This window comes from Leisingera sp. M658, assembly GCF_025144145.1.
Taxonomy (GTDB): domain Bacteria; phylum Pseudomonadota; class Alphaproteobacteria; order Rhodobacterales; family Rhodobacteraceae; genus Leisingera.
Map to the genome: position 1 here is coordinate 2632849 of NZ_CP083546.1, position 18412 is coordinate 2651260.

At 62.3% G+C, this 18412-nt stretch carries 12 protein-coding genes and 4 pseudogenes; 10 read left to right on the forward strand and 6 right to left on the reverse strand.

Going from position 1 to position 18412, the window contains the following annotated elements; all coding sequences use genetic code 11:
• The first annotated feature begins 64 nt into the window (after nt 1–64).
• Genes glmU through K3724_RS13165 form a run of 4 tightly spaced genes read left to right on the forward strand, consistent with a single transcriptional unit; the run spans nt 65 to nt 4477 of the window.
• Nucleotides 65–1420 (forward strand): bifunctional UDP-N-acetylglucosamine diphosphorylase/glucosamine-1-phosphate N-acetyltransferase GlmU, encoded by a 1356-nt coding sequence (gene glmU, locus K3724_RS13150; protein ID WP_259985691.1) that lies wholly within the window; start codon nt 65–67, stop codon nt 1418–1420.
• On the forward strand, nt 1420–3240 hold the full coding sequence (glmS, locus tag K3724_RS13155) for a glutamine--fructose-6-phosphate transaminase (isomerizing) (protein ID WP_259985692.1): 1821 nt from the start codon (nt 1420–1422) through the stop codon (nt 3238–3240). The genes glmU and glmS overlap by 1 nt, the downstream gene beginning before the upstream one ends.
• 6 nt (nt 3241–3246) lie before the next feature.
• Nucleotides 3247–3807 carry a pyridoxamine 5'-phosphate oxidase family protein gene (locus tag K3724_RS13160; RefSeq protein WP_259985693.1) on the forward strand — a complete coding sequence of 187 codons (561 nt, stop codon included), beginning with the start codon at nt 3247–3249 and terminating at the stop codon, nt 3805–3807.
• Nucleotides 3794–4477: a DNA alkylation repair protein gene (locus K3724_RS13165; RefSeq protein WP_259985694.1), complete on the forward strand. Its 684-nt coding sequence runs from the start codon at nt 3794–3796 to the stop codon at nt 4475–4477. Before K3724_RS13160 ends, K3724_RS13165 begins: the two co-directional genes overlap by 14 nt.
• 95 nt (nt 4478–4572) lie before the next feature.
• On the opposite strand, the gene K3724_RS13170 is transcribed toward K3724_RS13165, so the two are convergent.
• Nucleotides 4573–5013: a hypothetical protein gene (locus tag K3724_RS13170; RefSeq protein WP_259985695.1), complete on the reverse strand. Its 441-nt coding sequence runs from the start codon at nt 5011–5013 to the stop codon at nt 4573–4575.
• Nucleotides 5014–5104: 91 nt separating this feature from the next.
• On the opposite strand from K3724_RS13170, the gene moaA reads away from it, so the two are divergent.
• The 5 genes and pseudogenes from moaA to K3724_RS13195 form a co-directional block, all read left to right on the forward strand.
• Nucleotides 5105–6115 (forward strand): GTP 3',8-cyclase MoaA, encoded by a 1011-nt coding sequence (gene moaA, locus K3724_RS13175; protein ID WP_259985696.1) that lies wholly within the window; start codon nt 5105–5107, stop codon nt 6113–6115.
• A gap of 2 nt (nt 6116–6117) precedes the next feature.
• Complete coding sequence (locus K3724_RS13180; protein ID WP_259985697.1) at nt 6118–7440, forward strand: 3-deoxy-D-manno-octulosonic acid transferase; 1323 nt, start codon at nt 6118–6120, stop codon at nt 7438–7440.
• A complete protein-coding gene (locus K3724_RS13185) occupies nt 7427–8485 on the forward strand; it encodes a glycosyltransferase family 4 protein (RefSeq protein WP_259992639.1) in 1059 nt (352 codons plus the stop codon). The genes K3724_RS13180 and K3724_RS13185 overlap by 14 nt, the downstream gene beginning before the upstream one ends.
• Nucleotides 8486–8544: 59 nt before the next feature.
• Nucleotides 8545–9433 (forward strand): annotated as a pseudogene (locus tag K3724_RS13190) (tyrosine-type recombinase/integrase).
• Nucleotides 9434–9445: 12 nt separating this feature from the next.
• Nucleotides 9446–10272 (forward strand): annotated as a pseudogene (locus K3724_RS13195) (transposase zinc-binding domain-containing protein); the annotation flags it as partial.
• A 244-nt stretch (nt 10273–10516) separates the two neighbouring features.
• Here the strand turns inward: K3724_RS13195 and K3724_RS13200 are convergent.
• Nucleotides 10517–11520, reverse strand: a pseudogene (locus K3724_RS13200) (IS110 family transposase).
• A gap of 101 nt (nt 11521–11621) precedes the next feature.
• On the opposite strand from K3724_RS13200, the pseudogene K3724_RS13205 reads away from it, so the two are divergent.
• Nucleotides 11622–11910, forward strand: a pseudogene (locus K3724_RS13205) (transposase); the annotation flags it as partial.
• Nucleotides 11911–12584: 674 nt separating this feature from the next.
• Here K3724_RS13205 and K3724_RS13210 read toward each other — a convergent pair.
• The 4 genes from K3724_RS13210 to K3724_RS13225 all read right to left on the reverse strand — a co-directional run bounded on the left by K3724_RS13210 (nt 12585) and on the right by K3724_RS13225 (nt 18139).
• Entirely contained in the window at nt 12585–13748 is a 1164-nt protein-coding gene (locus tag K3724_RS13210; RefSeq protein WP_259985698.1) for a M20 aminoacylase family protein, read from the reverse strand.
• A 34-nt stretch (nt 13749–13782) separates the two neighbouring features.
• Nucleotides 13783–14949: a M20 aminoacylase family protein gene (locus K3724_RS13215; RefSeq protein WP_259985699.1), complete on the reverse strand. Its 1167-nt coding sequence runs from the start codon at nt 14947–14949 to the stop codon at nt 13783–13785.
• 183 nt (nt 14950–15132) lie between these two features.
• Complete coding sequence (gene argE, locus K3724_RS13220; protein ID WP_259985700.1) at nt 15133–16314, reverse strand: acetylornithine deacetylase; 1182 nt, start codon at nt 16312–16314, stop codon at nt 15133–15135.
• A gap of 4 nt (nt 16315–16318) precedes the next feature.
• Complete coding sequence (locus K3724_RS13225) at nt 16319–18139, reverse strand: ABC transporter ATP-binding protein (protein ID WP_259985701.1); 1821 nt, start codon at nt 18137–18139, stop codon at nt 16319–16321.
• Nucleotides 18140–18412: the final 273 nt, after the last annotated feature.

An 18412-nucleotide genomic window follows, 5' to 3' on the forward strand; every position in this document is an offset into this window, starting at 1 on the left:
CTCTTGCGCCCCGCCCCTTAGCGGATAAAACGGGAGTGATAAAAAGACAAAGAGAAAAGCGATTATGAGCATTGCCCTTGTCATCCTGGCGGCCGGAAAAGGCACCCGGATGAACTCCGACCTTCCGAAAGTGCTGCACCCGATCGCACAGGCGCCAATGCTGGAGCATGCGATGGCCGCTGGCCGCACGCTGGCGCCCGAGCGCACCATTATCGTGGCAGGGCACGGAGCGGATCAAGTCCGCAAGGCAGTGGCTGGTATCGACGAAGAGGCCGACGTTGTCCTGCAGGAAGAACAGCTTGGAACCGCCCATGCGGTGGACCAGGCCCGCACCGCGCTGACAGGGTTCGAGGGCGATGTGGTTGTGCTTTATGGCGACACGCCCTTTGTCAGCGCTGAGACGCTGGAACGCATGGTCGAAGCCCGCCAGCGTGCCGATCTGGTTGTGCTGGGGTTCGAGGCCGCCGATCCGGGCCGCTATGGCCGCCTGGTGATGGACGGCGACAGCCTGGAGCGGATTGTCGAGTTCAAGGATGCAAGTGAAACAGAGCGCGCTATCAGCTTCTGCAATTCCGGTCTGATGGCAGGCAAGGCCAGCGCGTTGTTCGACCTGATCGCCAAGGTCGGCAATGAAAACGCCTCGGGCGAATATTACCTGACTGACCTGGTGGAGCTGGCCCGCCGCGAAGACCTGAAAGTCACCGCCGTGTCCTGTGACGAGGCGGAGACGCTGGGCGTCAACTCCCGCACAGAACTGGCGCAGGCGGATGCGCTGTTTCAGGCGCGGGCACGGGCAGACCTGATGGAACTGGGCGTTACCCTGATGGCCCCGGAAACCGTTTACCTCGCCTTTGATACATTCATCGGGCGGGACACGGTGATTGAGCCCAACGTGGTCTTCGGCCCCGGCGTGACGGTGGAGAGCGGTGCGCTGATCCGGGCGTTTTCGCATCTGGAGGGCTGCCATGTCAGCCGCGGCGCCAAGGTTGGTCCCTATGCCCGCTTGCGCCCCGGCGCGGAACTGGCCGAGGACACTCACGTTGGCAACTTTGTCGAGATCAAGAACGCGGAAATCGCTGCAGGCGCCAAGGTCAATCACCTGAGCTATATCGGCGATGCTTCGGTCGGCAAGGAAACCAACATTGGCGCGGGCACAATTACCTGCAACTATGACGGGGTGATGAAGCACCGCACCGAGATCGGCGCGCGCGCCTTTATCGGGTCGAACACCATGCTGGTGGCGCCGGTTCGGGTCGGCAACGAGGCGATGACCGCCACCGGTGCTGTGATCACAAAGAATGTCGAAGACGGCGACCTGGCCCTTGCCCGCGCCGAACAGACCAACAAGCCGGGCCGGGCACGCAAGCTGATGGATATCCTGCGCGCCAAGAAAGCCCGCCTGCAGAAGGAAGCCAAGTGATGTGCGGAATTGTCGGCGTACTGGGCAATCACGAGGCCGCCCCGATCCTGGTCGAGGCGCTGAAGCGGCTTGAATACCGCGGCTATGACAGTGCCGGTATTGCCACCGTGAACAGGGGCGAGCTGCGGCGCCGCCGCGCGGTGGGCAAGCTGGTGAACCTCAGCGACCTATTGGTGCACGAGCCGCTGGCCGGCAAATCCGGCATCGGCCACACCCGCTGGGCCACCCATGGCGCGCCTTCTGTCAGCAATGCCCACCCGCACCGCGCGGGCGCCGTCGCAGTCGTGCACAATGGCATCATCGAGAACTACAAGGAGCTGCGGGCTGAGCTGCTGAACTGCGGAATGGAGTTCCGGACAGAGACCGACACCGAAACCGTCGCCCTGATGACGGAACGCCATTTGCAGGAAGGGCTGGCGCCGGTGGATGCCGCTTTCAAGACGCTGGACCAGCTGCAAGGCGCGTTTGCGCTCGCCTTTCTGTTTGATGGCGAGGAAGACCTGATCATTGCCGCCCGCAAGGGCTCGCCGCTGGCCATCGGTCATGGTGATGGCGAGATGTTCGTGGGCTCCGACGCCATCGCCCTGGCGCCGCTCACCGACCGGATCACCTATCTGGAGGAAGGCGACCGCGCCGTCGTCACCCGCGCAGGCGCAGAAATCCGCAATGCAGACGGCGCCTTGGTGAACCGGGCGACCAAGACCATCCAGATCGATTCTGCCCAGGTGGACAAAGCCGGCCACAAGCATTTCATGGCCAAGGAAATCGCCGAGCAGCCGCATGTGATTGCCGAGGCAATCCGCCACTATCTGCCGGTTGAGGAAGACGCCGTGCGCCTGCCCGGCGAAGTGGACTTCTCGCAGGTCGAACGGCTGACGATGGTGGCCTGCGGCACCGCCTATTACGCCTGTGTGACCGCCAAATACTGGTTTGAGCAGATCGCCCGGCTGCCGGTCGAAGTCGATATTGCGTCCGAGTTCCGCTACCGCGAACCGCCGATCCCCGGCAAGACGCTGGCGCTGTTTGTCTCCCAATCGGGCGAGACCGCCGACACTCTGGCCGCGCTGCGCTATTGCCAGGAAAAGGCCGACAAGATCCTGTCAGTGGTAAACGTGCCCGAAAGTTCCATCGCGCGGGAAAGCGATCTGGCACTGCCGATCTATGCCGGGCCGGAAATCGGCGTCGCCTCGACCAAGGCGTTTACCTGTCAGCTGACAGTGCTGCTGGCGCTGGCGCTGAAAGCCGCCTGCGACCGCGGCCATCTTTCGACTGACGAAATGGCAGACTACGCCACCGCGATCCGCGGCCTGCCTAATGTGATGTCCTCCGCGCTGGAGCAGAACGAGGCGATCCGCCAAGCCGCGCAGAAGGTCAGCGAAGCCCGCGACGTCTTGTTCCTGGGCCGCGGCCTAATGTTTCCGCTGGCGCTGGAAGGCGCGCTGAAGCTGAAGGAAATCAGCTACATCCACGCCGAAGCTTATGCCTCGGGCGAACTGAAGCACGGCCCCATTGCACTGATCGACAAACACATGCCGGTGGTGGTGCTGTCCCCCAAGGATTCGCTGTTCGACAAATCGGTCTCCAACATGCAGGAGGTGCTGGCGCGCAAGGGCAAGGTTCTGATGATCTCCGATCAGGACGGCATAGACGAGGCCGGAGACGATGTTTGGTGCGCGATCCGGATGCCACGCGTCAAAGAAGCGCTGTCGCCGATCCTCTATGCGATCCCGGCACAGTTGCTGGCCTATCACACCGCGGTCGCCAAGGGCACCGATGTGGACCAGCCGCGAAACCTCGCGAAATCCGTTACCGTGGAGTAGCAGCCGGTGGCCAAGCAATTCAACCGGATCAATGAGGGTCACGCGCGTTTCATCGCTGCGCAGCATATCTTCTTTTCCGGGACCGCTGCGGCGGAAGGCCGGGTAAACATCTCTCCCAAGGGCATGGACAGCCTGCGGGTGATGGACCCGAACCGGATCGTTTGGCGCAATCTCACCGGCAGCGGCAACGAGACTGCGGGGCATTTGCGCCAGATGAACCGGATGACGCTGATGTGGTGCAGCTTCGCGGCGCGGCCTCTGATACTGCGGGCTTATGGCTCGGCCCGCACCCTGCATCCCCGCGACCCGGAATTTGCGGAGCTCAACGCGCTGTTCCCAGCCAACCCAGGCCCGCGCCAGATCTATGACATGAACGTGGAAATGATGCAGACGTCCTGCGGCTACGCGGTGCCGTTCCTCGATTACGCCGGCGAACGGGACACATTGGACAGGGTGACCGAACCGTTGGGCCAAGACGGGCTGCATACATTCTGGGCAGAGCGCAACCTGACCACAATCGACGGGCAGCCGTCCAACATTTTCGGAGATATTGATGACGCTGGATGACGCTCTTGCCAGTTTGAAAGCGCAGGCAGAACCCGGCCGCGCCGCGCAGATGGCCGCCTATCACAAGCAAACCCGCGAAATACTGGGCGTGCCCAATCCGGCCACCAATGACCTGACCAAGACTTGGCGGCAAGCGCTCCCGCTCGAAGAACGGGTCAACCTGGCACGCGCACTGTGGGAGTCGGATATCTTCGAAGCCCGCATCGCCGCCGCCAAACTGCTGACCCAGGCGCGGATCAAGGAAGACGCAGCCGCATGGGACTTGATGCAATCCTGGGTGCCGGATTTTGACAGCTGGGCCATCGCAGATCACGCCTGCTCGGCCATTTCAAAACGCCTGCAAACCGCACCGGAACGGCTGGACACTGTGGAAGCCTGGACGCAGTCGGATCACATGTGGTCCCGCCGCGCGGCACTTGTCGCCACCCTGCCCTGGGCCAAGATGAACAATTTGAAGCCTGCTGACCAAGAACGGCGCGAACGTATTCTGGGCTGGGCGGCGGCTTATGTGCCGGACCGCAACTGGTTCATGCAAAAAGCCGTGGCCTGGTGGCTGCGCGACCTCAGCAAACATGACGCGGAGCGCACCCGCGCGTTTCTGGCCGAACATGGGACAGCCATGAAAGCCTTCGCCCGCAAGGAAGCGGCGAAATACCTGAAAGACAGCTAGCCCCCGCCCTATTCACGACCGGCCCGCCCGGCGCCAGCCGGGCAGCGCACGCCCCCGCCCCAAGAGGGCGGGCGCTTCCCCGCTCTCAAGCAGGATCAACCCGCGGGCAGCACCTGGACTTCGGCCAATTCAGTCAGCGGCAGCTGCAGTGCGCGCATGGCGCCGATCGACAGACGGCTGCCGCCGGACTCGGCCCCCGGGGCGGGCTTCAGCGTCAGCACCACCTGGGTGTTGCGGCTGGTGCGCACCAATGCCTGCTGTTCAGCAGCCACCAGCGGTGTTTCCATCCACAGTCCCGGCAGGGACGGATCGCCCAGCGAGGCCACCGTGGTTGCAGAGCCGCGGAACGACGGTGCATCGGACAAGGCGGGGCCCGCCTCGGCCACATCAACACCGGGGGCCGGCTGCAGCACCGGGTCTTGCGGCTCAGCTGCCGCCGGAGCCCCCTGGCCGCCAAGGATGGAAGAATTCAGCTGGATCCCGTTACAGGCAGCCAGCAGGGAAATCGAAGCAAGGGAAATGACTGTCATACGCATGAGGCGACCCTAGCTTTGCGCGAAACTCTTTGCCAGCGGTAAAAGCCGCCCCCCTCTTGCCGCGGGCGGTGCCCCGCTTTACCTAGGAGGCATGACAGCTCCGCTTATTGATCCCTTCGCCCGCGCAATCACTTATCTGCGTGTCTCGGTCACCGACCGCTGCGACTTCCGCTGCGTCTATTGCATGTCCGAGAATATGACCTTTTTGCCCAAGAAGGATCTGCTGACGCTGGAGGAGCTGGACCGGCTGTGTTCCACCTTCATCCGGCTCGGCGTTGAGAAGCTCAGGATCACCGGCGGTGAGCCGCTGGTCCGGCGCGGCATCATGACTTTCTTCCAGTCGATGAGCCGCCATCTGGACACCGGCGCCCTGAAGGAGCTGACGCTGACCACCAATGGCTCGCAGCTGTCGAAATACGCCGATGACCTTTATGCCGCCGGGGTGCGCCGGGTGAATATCTCGCTCGACACGCTGGACGAACAGAAATTCGCCGATGTCACCCGCTGGGGCCGCCTGCCGCAGGTGCTGAAAGGGATTGATGCCGCGCAGAAGGCAGGCCTCAAGGTCAAGCTCAACGCCGTGGCGCTGAAAGGCTTCAACGAAGAAGAACTGCCCGCGATCACCGCATGGTGCGCCGAACGCGGCCTCGACCTAACATGGATTGAGGTCATGCCGATGGGCGAGGACATCGGCGCCATGGAGCGCATCGGCCAGTATTGGTCGCTGAAAGACGTGCGTGCGGAATACGAAAACCACTATACCGTCACCGATCTGGCTGAGCGCACCGGCGGTCCGGCGCGATATGTGCGGCTGGAGGAAACCGGCCAGAAGATCGGCTTCATCACCCCGCTGTCCCATAACTTCTGCGAAAGCTGCAACCGGGTGCGGGTGACCTGCACCGGTGAAATTTACACCTGCCTGGGCCAAGAGGGCAAAGCTGACCTGCGCGCGCCCCTGCGCGCAAACGAGGAAGGCACCGGCGTCTTGGAGGCCGCGATCCGCGCCGCCATCGGCGACAAGCCCCGCGGCCATGACTTTGACTATTCCCGGCAGGAGGCCGGCGGCCAGATGTCCCGCCACATGAGCCACACCGGCGGCTGATCATGTCCAGTGACTCGCCCGCGCGGCCAACGCTGCTTTACTCCCTTTATTGCGGCGCCAGCGCGCTGATAGCACCCTTTGCCTGGCGCAAGGTGGCAGGCAAGCTGCGTGATTACGGCCTGCCGGAGGCGCGCGTGCGCGAACGCCTTGGCCACGCCTCCCTGCCCCGCCCCGCCGGGCAGCTGATCTGGTTCCACGCCGCCTCGGTCGGCGAGAGCCTGTCGGTGCTCACGCTCATCAAGCGGATGGGAGAACAGGCGCCGGACGCGGAATTTCTGATCACTTCCGGCACGCCAACGTCTGCCGAGCTGATTGCCAAACGGATGCCGCCGCGCTGCCGTCATCAGTTCCCGCCGCTGGACACAACCTCGGCGGTGGACCGGTTTCTGGCGCACTGGCGCCCCGATCTGGGGGTGTTTGTCGAAAGCGAACTGTGGCCGCAAATGCTGGTGCGGGCGCGCAAGGGCGGCTGCCCGCTGGTGCTGCTGAATGCGCGGCTGTCGGACCGGTCTGTGGAAGGCTGGAAGAAACGCCCGGAAACGGCGCGCTACATCCTGGGGCAATTCGATCTGCTGGTGACGCAAAATGCAAAAACCGCATCAAACCTGCAGGCGATGGGCGCCAACCCCAAGCGCGTCCGCCCCGGCAGCAACCTCAAGGCCGTCTCAGCGCCGCTGCCGGTCGACCGGGACAGCCTTGAAAAGCTGCGTAGAAACATCGGTGAACGCCCGGTCTGGATCGCGTCCTCGACCCACGAGGGCGAGGAAGAGACCGTGCTGGAGGCACATAAGGCGCTGCTGAAGAAGCACCCGGACCTCTGCCTGCTGCTTGCTCCCCGCCACCCCGAGCGCGGCGATGCGGCAGAAGCTCTGGTGAAGGGCGCAGGCCTGTCCTGCGCACGGCGCAGCAAGGGCGTCATGCCCGGGACTGCCACCCAGGTCTATCTGGCGGACACTCTGGGCGAGGTTGGCACCTGGTATGCCCTCAGCCCGCTGGTTTTCCTGGGCGGCTCCCTGCGTGAAATCGGCGGCCACAACCCGTTTGAGCCGATGCAGGCGGGCGCCACTGTGATCACCGGCACCGGACATTACAATTTCGCCGAAACCTATGCCGAACTGACCGCGCTTGGCGCCGCGGCTGAGGTGCGGTCCGCGGCAGAGTTGACCGATCAGGTTGCCACCTGGCTGGAACAGCCGCAGACCTTCCAGGCTGCCTGTGATGCCGCCCGGCAATTCATCTCCCGCCAGTCGGATCAATTGGACAAGACGGTGGACGCCCTGCTGGCGGTTCTGCCCCGCGATGGAGGCCATGATGGCAAAAACTGACGCCAATACGGTTGAGGTCATCGCGCCGAATTTCAAGCGCCGCCTGTCCGGCGTCACCTCTACCATCGTGCGGCTGGTGCCGCTTCAGCGCCAGCAAATCGCCATTGCCACCGCCGGCAGCGGCCTGCCCGGCGGCATGCCGCATCTGTCGGTGCTGCAGCTCTTGTTCATGAAACGCAACGGCCCGGCCGGCGCCCGCGTTTGGCACGCCCGGCGCAATGTCGAAATGCTCGGCGGGCTGGCGTTGAAATACCTGCTGGGCAAGCGGCTGAAACTGTTGTTCACCTCCGCTTCCCAGCGTCATCACTCCGGTTACACCAAGTGGCTGATTTCCAACATGGACCGGGTGATCGCAACTTCCGCCAAAGGAGCCGCCTATCTGCAGAACCCGGTGCAGGTGGTGCATCACGGGATCAATACCGAAGAATTTTCCCCGCCCGCTGACAAAGCCGCGTTGCGGCGTGAACTGTGCCTGCCTCAGGATGCAATCCTGATCGGTTGCTACGGCCGCATCCGGGCGCAGAAAGGCACGGACGTCTTTGTCGATGCCATGCTGGAGGTGATGAAAGCGCATCCCCAAGCGGTAGGCCTGGTCATGGGCCGCGCCACCGAAAAGCATGTGGCGTTTGAGAAGGAGCTGCGCGCCAAGGTAGAGGCCGCAGGTCTGTCCGGCCGCCTGCTGTTCCCGCCTGAGGTGCCGGTCTGGGAAGTTTCCCGCTGGTATCAGGCGCTGGATCTCTATGTGGCACCGCAACGCTGGGAGGGGTTTGGCCTGACCCCTTTGGAAGCCATGTCTTGCGGGGTGCCTGCAGTTGCCACCCGCGTTGGCGCCTTTGAAGAGCTGATCGCACCGGGTGAAACCGGCCTTCTGATCGACGCAGGCGAGACCCGGCAGATGGTGGAGGCGATCAATAAGGTGTTGTCCACCGAAGGACGGCTGGACGCCTGGTCAGAGGCGGCACGCAGGCACGCAATTACTAATTTCGCGCTGGAAAAGGAGGCCGGTACGCTGGTCGCGATCTACCGCGAGATGCTGGAGCATTAGCTTCTTCCTTTAACCCAAAGTATCTACCATCTGAGCTCACTCAATTCGCTGTCGCAACGATGGCAAAGCCGCCAAAGAGCCCAAGGACAAAGCCGCTGCGCGCGCGGAGGATCGAGGACATGCGCATTCGGGGCATAGGCGACAAGGCCCAGAAGGCCCATGTCCGAGCGATCAAGGATTTCGCCGCGTTCCTCGGGCGGTCGCCGGATACGGCCACGCCGGAGGACCTGCGCGCCTATCAACTGCACATGACGGGCACCGGGACACCCCCTCGGCCTTCAACGCGCGCATCATCGCGCTGCGGTTCTTCTTCGGCATGACCTGCAGGCGCGAGGAGATGAAGCGCTACCTGCAGTTCCGAACACAGCCGCGGAATTTGCCCGTGGTCTTCAGCGTCGAGGAGGTCTCGGGCATTCTTTTGGCTGCGCTGGGGCCGGGCCCGATGTGCCGGGCGGCACTCAGCATTTCCTAGGGCGCAGGGCTCAGGGCCGCCGAGGTTTGCAATCTCAAGATCGGCGACATCGACAGCGACCGGATGCTGATCCATGTCGAGCAGGGAAAGGACCGTAAAGTGATGCTGTCACCAGGATTGCTGAGCCTATTGCGAGACTATCGGCACGAAGCCAGACAGGAAGGCTGGCTGTTTCCCGGCAAGCCGAAGATCACCCCCCTCTCGCCGCGGCGGCTGAACCGGGCCTTCACGTTGGCGAAGACCATGGCTGAGGTCAGAAGCCCGCGACCCTGCATACCCTGCGGCGCAGCTTTGCCACGCATCTGCTAGAGGCCGATACGGACGTGCGGGTCATCCAAGTCCTGCTGGGCCACGCCAAGCTGACCTCTGCGGCGCAATACACGCATGTCGCCACCGAGACGATCCGCGACACGGTCAGCCCCTACGTGATGCTGGCAAAGCTGCAGGATCAGGCGGCTAACCTAAGTCTGGAGTGATAGACCCGGGCGTTGTCCCGCCCGAAACTGGAAATCGCTGACATCTTTCGCACCCATGGTCCCGCGTGGCAGCGGGCCAATGCGGGGCATGTAAGCCTGACCCAGCTCAAGGTGATGTCGGCAATTGAGACCTGCCTGACCGAAGCGCTCGGCGGGCATGTGGCCGGGTGCGCCAAATGCGGCCATCACCACATCGCCTGCAATTCCTGCAAGACACCGTTGCGCGGCAGGCGCATGCAAAACATGCTGCCGAGAGCGGGGCACTGCCCGAAGTGCCAGCGGCCGGCGGCGCGCGACTGGATGGAAGTCCGCGCTGAAGACCTGTTGCCCGTGGAGTATTTCCACGTGGTCTTCACCCTGCCAGCCGAGATTGCCCGGATTGCTTTCTGGAACGAGAAGGCGGTGTATGGGCTGCGGTTCAAGGCGTCGGCACAAACCGTGATGACCATAGCGGCAGACCCCAAACGGATGCGCGCGCGGGTGGGCAGAACCAGCGTGCTGCATACCTGGGGATCGGCGCTGACCCATCACTCCCACATCCACATGGTCGCGCCCCCTCTCGGCAGATTGCTGCGCAATCGCCTGCTGGGCAATGGGATGGCGGCCTGTCGCTGGACGGCGCGAGATGGGCTGCCTGCAAGCCCGTGGCCTTCCTGCACGTGCGGGGCCAGTCGCGCCTGTTCCGGTAGCTGTTTCTGGAGGGGCTGGTAGCGCTTCACCGCGCCGGGGAGCTGGCCTTCTTCGGCGACCTGGAACCGCTGGCGCAGGCCGGCACCTTCGCAGAGTGGCTGGACCCTTTACGCAAGGTCGAATGGGTCGTGTGTGGATGTCCCTGGTTTTGCAAGAAGTATCCAAAGGCTTGGGGTCGATCATTTGCGGTCGTGTGTCAGGCCTCAGATATGCGGCTTTTCTCACGCCGCGGGCCGGTATGGTTTGTTCGCGGACCGGGTCCAAGCCGTCTGCGCGGGCTCCTGGCGCCCCACCCATTGCCGGCTTTCCGATCGCGATTGCCGCCGGCTTCCATATCATTCAATGCACTTCTTGCGGAGGGCCGCGCCAGAACTGAGCGCTAAACCCTTTTCGTCATGCTATCGCTGGCATGTATTCTTCTCCCTTCGTCAGCATGGCCCAAATCTGACGCGCCATCTTGTTAGCCAGAGCGATAGCGGCAACCATTTCAGGTTTACGGTCCAATTTGTCCTGTAGCCATGGCGTGGCCCCGCGTTTGAAGCGCACAACACGTGCGACACAGCTCATCGCCCCGATAATCAGCAATCGCCGGATGTCACGCTGACCCATCTTTGACGTCTTTCCCAAGACCTGCTTGCCGCCGGAAGAGTATTGCCGCGGGATGAGACCCAGCCAAGCTGCAAAATCCCGGCCGCTTTTGAACGTCCCCATCGGTGGCGCCAAGGCCTCGATCGCCATTGCTCCAATCGGTCCGATGCCCGGCATGGACCGCAAAATGCGCGCATCGCGGCTCGCCGAGCCGATCTCTTTGATCTTCGTCATCACATCATCAATCTGCGCCGTGAGCGCTGCGATGCGGTCAATATGCATTCGGACCATATCCCGGGCAAGGTCAGGCAGTTCCGAACTTGGGGCTTAAATGCGCTCCGCCAATCTGGGCAGATTCGTGATGCCCTGTCCAACGATATACCGGACTCAGCGAGATGGCCTCTCAAGGCGTTGATCGCCCCGATGCGCTGCCCAATCAGCTGCTCGCGGGAGCGAAACAGCATTGTGTGAGCCTGGGTCTCAACCGATTTGACGGGAACGAAACGCATACTCGGTCGCTGAGCCGCCTCGACAATCGCTTCCGCATCCGCGGCATCATTCTTCTGCCGCTTCACGAAGGGTTTCACGTCGCTCGGGGCGATCAGCCGAACCTCATGGCCCAATTTGGTTATCTCGCGTGCCCAGTAATGCGAGGTCGCACATGCCTCAATGGCAAGGAGTCCATACATCTTTGAAACTGCGGGCGTGATAGTTTCCTTTGGAAAATCGCTGCGCCATCCGCAGCAGCCCCCGTGAACCTGAAAAACGTTCTTTGCCAGGTCAACGCCGATAATGGTAACTTCGTTCATGGGGGTTTGTCCGTCGCGGGTGAATGCAACATCACCAATTTGGCACAATGCGATGCCGTCTGAGGAGGGGACATCCACTCCATCATCCACGGCGAAAGCGCTTCGGAGGGCCCGAGGCGGTGCTGGCCTATCTTAGCCGGCACACCCACCGGGTGGCGGTCTCGAACCTTCGCCTTCCGCCGGAAGGACTACCGCATCAAGCACGGCGACCGGAAGAAGGTCATGCAGCTCGAAACCGGCGAGTTCATCCGCCGGTTCCTGACCCGCGTCCTGTCCGATGGGTTCCACCGCATCCGGCACTACGGACTGCTGGCCAGCGCGGCTTGCAAGGCCAACATCGCACGCATCCGTGACTTGCTTGGCCGCACGCCGATTGACCAAGCCCCCCGGAAACCCGTTGAGACCGTCCCGCTCTCGCACCGAGCCGGTCCCTTTGTGCCAATGACCAAAAGCGCTTATCAGGCGCGGGTGAAGGCCTATGCAGATGGGTCGCCAACTACGTTTCGGCTGTTCGCATCGCCCTTGGCGATCATCCAGGCCGCGCAGGTCAACGACTGGCCATCACAATTGCAATGGGCTTCAGCAAGCTATCCCTATCGTGCCGGCATCCGCGCCTCTGCTGTATCGGTGCTGGCAGCGAGGTCCGGATACCTTGCCAAGGTCAGCGGCGGTGAAACATGCGCGCAGTGATCAGACAGGCCGAGCACAACGAAGCCGTTCAGAGCACAGCTTTCATCACCGCCGGAAGCTTCGCAAACGAAAAGCCTCGAACAGACCTTGGCTCTTTGCTTTGAGAAGCTTCGTTACCACTGCGTCGGTGCCAGGGCCGGTGCCAGGTATGCGATCCCAAGGTTTGATGGTGTGATCCATTTGTTGAAACGAAAGGAAGCACTATGGGACAAGTTCGTCATGGCAGCGCCACGGTGACGCATGTGGTCCGAGCAGCAATACAGCGATCGCAAGCTTCGACCGCGGAGTTGAGCCGCGAGCTGGGCCCTTGCCTCGGCAAGTGAGTTGTACCGCAGGCTCATGAGGGGGCAAACAGCCCCCTCCCCGCATTATGCTTAAGCTGCCGGCATCCGCTGCTCGACAATCTCCGCCCACCAGCTGCAGCCGGCAGGGATCGCGTCATCGTTGAAGTTGTACTCTGGATGATGCACCATCGCAGTATCGCCGTTGCCCATCAGAATATAAGCGCCCGGGCGCTCTTCCAGCATGAAAGCGAAATCCTCGCCGCCCATCACCAGCGGCGCGTCTTCGCAGGAACCGGAAACACTGGCGGCCACCTTGGCGGCGAACTCAGTCTGCGCATCGTGATTCGCCATCACGGGGTATCCGCGATGATAGGTGACACCCGCGGTACCGCCAAAGGTCGCGGCGATGCCGGTGCAGATCTCGTTGATCCGCTTCTCCGCCAGATCGCGCATCTCCCCCGACATGGTGCGCACGGTGCCCTTGATCTGCACCTTCTGCGGGATCACGTTGAACGCTTTGGAGGACGTCTCAAACGAGGTCACAGAGACCACGATCTGATGCACCGGGTCGGCATTGCGCGAGGCAATGGTCTGCAGCGCCAGCACGGCCTGGGCTGCCAGAACGGTGGTATCCACGGTTTCATGCGGTTTGGCAGCATGGCCGCCGCGGCCCTCGAAAGTGATGTCGAACTGATCGGTGGCGGCGAAGAAGGATCCGGGGCGGATAGCGAAGGAGCCCAGCGGCTGGCCCGGCCAGTTGTGCAGGCCATAGACTTCCTGAATGCCCCAGCGGTCCATCAGCCCGTCATCGCACATCACCTTGGCGCCGCCGCCGCCTTCCTCAGCCGGTTGGAAGATCACCACCACGGTGCCATCAAAATTCCGTGTTTCGGACAGGTACTTGGCCGCGCCCAGAAGCATCGCGGTGTGGCCGTCATGGCCGCAGGCATGCATTGCGCCGGGGGTCTTGGAGGCATAATCCAGCCCGGTCTGCTCATGGATCGGCAGCGCATCCATATCGGCGCGCAACGCGATGACCTTGCCCAATGTATCCGCCTTACCCTTAATCACGCCCACCACGCCGGTGCGGCCGATGCCGGTCACCACTTCGTCGCAGCCGAACGCCTGCAGCTTTTCCGCCACCAGCGCGCTGGTACGGTGGGTTTCGAACAGGATTTCCGGGTTTTCGTGGATGTCACGGCGCCAGGCGGTGATTTCATCCTGCAGTTCGGCAAAGCGGTTCTTGACCGGCATTTCTCGCTCCTTTGGTTGTCTTTTCCCCGCAGCCTCAGGCCGCAGGCATTCTTCGTTCCACCAGCTCGGCAAACCAGCTGCATCCCAAGGGAATCGCTTCGTCGTCAAAGACATAGGCCGGGTGGTGGCACATCTGAGTGTCGCCGTTGCCGAGGAAGATATAGGCGCCGGGGCGCTGCTCCAGCATATAAGAGAAATCCTCGGATGGCATAATCGGCGGGGTCTCGGCATCGACCTTGGCAGAGACCGCCTGCGCCGCCTCCACTGCATGGGCGGTGCCGTTTTCATCATTGATGGTAACGGGATAGCCAGGAACCCATTCGACCTCGGCCTTGGCGCCAAAGGCCACTGCCGTGCTTTCGGCAACCCGGCGCACCCAATCCCCGGCCTGGGTGCGGTACTCCGGATCCAGGGTTCGGACGGTGCCTTGCAACTTGGCGGTATGGGCAATCACGTTTGACGCCGTGCTGTCGGTCTCAAACGTGCCGACGGTCAGCACCACGCGCTTTACCGGGTCGACGTTGCGCGAGACGATCGAATGCAGCGAGACCACGATCTGAGAGGCCACAAGCGTCGTATCAATCGCCTCATGCGGGGCGGCGGCGTGGCCGCCCTTGCCGGTGACGGTGATGATGAACTCATCCGAAGACGCCATCAGCGGACCGGGGCGGATGGCAAATTCACCCACCGGAAGGCCCGGCATATTGTGCAGGCCATAGACCTCCTGGATACCCCAGCGGTCCATCAGCCCGTCGTCGCACATTGCCTTGCCGCCTGCGCCGCCTTCTTCTGCAGGCTGGAAGATCAGCACTGCTTTGCCGTCAAAATTCCGTGTCTCTGCAAGATACTTAGCCGCCCCCAGCAGGATCGACGTGTGGCCGTCATGGCCGCAGGCATGCATCACGCCAGGTGTCTTCGAGGCGTAGCCCACTCCCGAGGCCTCAGGGATTGGCAGCGCGTCCATATCAGCGCGCAGGCCGATAGCGCGACCGGAGGTATTGGTCCTGCCCTCGATCACCGCCACCACCCCGGTCTTGCCCACGCCAGTGGTGATATCGGTGACGCCGAACTCCTTAAGCCGCTCCACCACAAAGGCGGCGGTCTCGTGCACCTCGTACATCAGTTCGGGGTTCTCGTGCAGGTGATGGCGCCAAGCGGTGATCTCCTGGTGCATCTCGGCAAAGCGGTTCTTGGCCGGCATTTTCCCCTCCCTTTTTTGTTTCAGGTTCCGTTGCGGCAGACTGTCCGCGAAAAAACTTAGCTTCGCAAGTATGCGGTCCCGCCGGGACGTGGCGGAACACGCCAGTGCCGGGGTGGCAAGCATGCACAATCTGTACCCCCCTCGTATACCTTCCGCACAAACCTGAACACAAAACGCCCGGTTTCAAGGCAGAGGAAAGTAACCGCTCAGCTTCTCCACCAGCTTGCGCATGAAGTCGTGACCCGCATTGAACTGGGCGACTGTGATAAACTCGTTGGGCTGATGCGCCTGCGCGATGTCGCCGGGGCCGCAGATCACCGCGGAATAACCCGCCTGCTGAAACTGGCCCGCTTCAGTGCCGTAGCTGACCACATGGGAGCCGTTGTCGCCGGTCACCCGGCGCGCCAGCGCCTCTGCCTCGCCGTTTTGTTCCGGAACCAGTCCGGGCACGTCGAAATGCTTGGAAACATCAATGCGGGCGTCCGGGTGGATGGCCTGCATCTCCGCCTCGACCTCGCGCACTTTGGCAATATAGGCGGCTTCCCAATCACCGGCGCTCTCCCCCGGCACCACCCGGAAATCCATCATGAAACGGCAGTCCTTGGCAGTGATGTTGTGGGCCGTGCCGCCCTCAATCATGCCGACGTGGCAGGTAGTCCAGGGCGGGGTGAACATCGCCTGCACCTGGCCCGGTTCCCTGGCCATGTTCGCGGCGTTTTGCTGATTGGCCCAGTCGATCAGCCGGGCGCCCTGCATAATGGCGCTGACGCCGGTGTGCATCAGCGACGAATGCACCTCAAAACCCACCAAATGAGTGTCATAACCTGTGCCGCCCTTGTGGCCGGTCACCGCCTTCATCATCGACGGTTCGCCGACAATCACCGCTGAACCTTTGGGCAACACGGACTGCATGGCCTCGATCATTGGCGGCGCGCCGGTACAGCCGATTTCCTCGTCAAAACTCAGCGCCAGTTGCAGCGGGCGCTTCACGCCTTGGGTCTGCGCCTCCACCAGCGCCCAGATCGCCAGCGCGTCATAGCCCTTCATATCACAGGTGCCGCGGCCGAAGTATTTGCCGTCCTTCTCCACCACTTCGAACGGATCGGTGTCCCAGGGCTGGCCGTCCACAGGCACCACATCGGTATGGCCCGAGAGCACCACGGCGCCCTCCTCCCAAGGACCAACATGGGCAAAGACGGCGGCCTTGTGCGATTGCTGGGGGTCCACCCAACGGTGGCTTTCAATACCGTGCGAGGACAGATATTCCTGCACCCAATCCACCAGCGGCAGGTTGGTGTCCCGGCTCACGGTCGGGAAGGAGACCAGCGCTTGCATGATCTCCAAAGGCGTCAATCTGGCAGCCATGTCTTCAGTATCCGCTGTCGGTGGTCAGCACGAAATGGCCGGGCTCCAGCTCCAGGTACTCCGACGGTTCCGGCTCATAGCCCACTTCGTGGATCGGCGAGGGGATCGGTTTGAAGTTCAGCTCTTTCTCCGATTTGCGCTGGCGCGGGTCGGCGATCGGCACAGCTTTCATCAGCGCCTGGGTATAGGCGTGCAGCGGATTCTCAAACACCCGCTCGCGCGGGCCGATTTCAACGATGCGGCCCAGATACATTACCCCGACCTGATGCGAGACGCGCTCCACCACCGCCATGTCGTGGCTGATGAACAGGAAGGACAGGCCCAGTTCCGCCTGCAGCTCCATCATCAGGTTCAGCACCTGCGCCTGCACCGACACATCCAACGCCGAGACCGCCTCGTCCGCGACGATCAGCTTGGGGTTCAGCGCCAGCGCCCGGGCGATGGCGATCCGCTGGCGCTGGCCGCCGGACATCTCGTGCGGGTAGCGGCGCATGAAACTGCGTGGCAAGTGGACACGGTCGAACAGGCTGGCTACCCGGTCGTGCAGTTCGGAACCGGAGGCGAGGCCATAGTTCCGGATCGGTTCCGCCACCTGGTCGATCAACTGCATCTGCGGGTTCAGCGAGGCAAAGGGATCCTGAAAGATCATCTGCATGTCCTGGCGCGCCTTGTGCATCTGGGAGGCGTTGAAACCCAGCACATCGCGGCCCTCAAACTCCACTTTGCCTGAATCCGGCTCCACCAGCCGCAGAATCGACCGCCCGGCCGAAGACTTACCGCAGCCGGACTCGCCGACCAGCGACAGGGTCTGGCCCTTGAACACCTTGAAAGAGACATCTTCTACTGCGTGCACATTAGAAATCGTGCGGCGAAACAGGCCGCCTTTGACCGGGAAACGGGTTGTCAGGTTCTGCACCTCCAGCAGCACCTCGTCCGTGCCCTTGATCGGTTCGATCTTCTGGCCTTCGACCCCCAGCAGCTTCATCGGCTCGGGGTATTTCTTGCCGCGCATCTCGCCGAGTTTTGGAACTGCGGCCAGCAGCGCCTTGGTGTAGTCGTGCTTGGGGTTCTCAAAGATCTCCTGAACCGTGCCTTCCTCAACCTTGTTGCCGCGGAACATGACAACGACGCGGTCGGCCATCTGGGCGACCACCGCCATGTCGTGGGTGATGAACATCACCGCCGTTCCGGTTTCGCGTTTCAGGCGATCCATCAGCGCCAGGATTTCGGCCTGGATAGTCACATCCAGCGCGGTTGTGGGTTCGTCGGCGATCAAAAGCCGCGGTTCGCAGGCCATCGCCATGGCAATCACCACGCGCTGACGCATGCCGCCGGACAGTTCGTGCGGGTATTGCTTCAGCCGCCGCTCCGGTTCGGGAATGCGAACCTGGCGCAACAGTTCCAGCGCGCGTTCCTCGGCCTGGGATTTGGACATGTTCTTGTGGATGCGCAGCCCCTCGGTCAGCTGGCGGCCCACTGTGAACACCGGGTTCAGCGCGGTCATCGGCTCCTGGAAGATCATGCCGATCTCGTTGCCTCGGATCTGCTTCATCATCTCCTGTTCGGTGCTGGCCAGATTTGTCTCGCCGCCTTCACGCCGGTTGAACAACAGCTCGCCGCCCGCGATCTCGCCACCGCCGAACTCCACCAGCCGCATCAGCGACAGCGAAGAGACCGACTTGCCCGACCCGGATTCGCCCACGATACAAACGGTTTCGCCCGGGCTGACATCAAAGGAGACATCTTCAACACCGATGACAGGGCCGTCCTTGGTCTGAAACTCCACACGCAGATTTTTTATGGACGCAATGGTGTTGTCCAGCATGACGGCTCCCCTGCCAGTAAATTTCCAAGGCGCCCGGTGATCGGGGCCTCAGCTTCCAGAGTAAACTCTACTTTGCACAAAAATGCTCATGCAAATAATGCATAGGGTGATCGAAATTGGAATTTGCAATTTCCAGTGAACTGGTCTTCGATACCCCTAGTGGCTGCCTGCAATGCACCCCGCGCCGGCCTGCCCGGCAAAATGTTAAGACTGCTTAGTTTCTTCGTTTTTTGGCTGCCTGCAGGCGCAAATGCTACAGTTCCGCAGCGATGC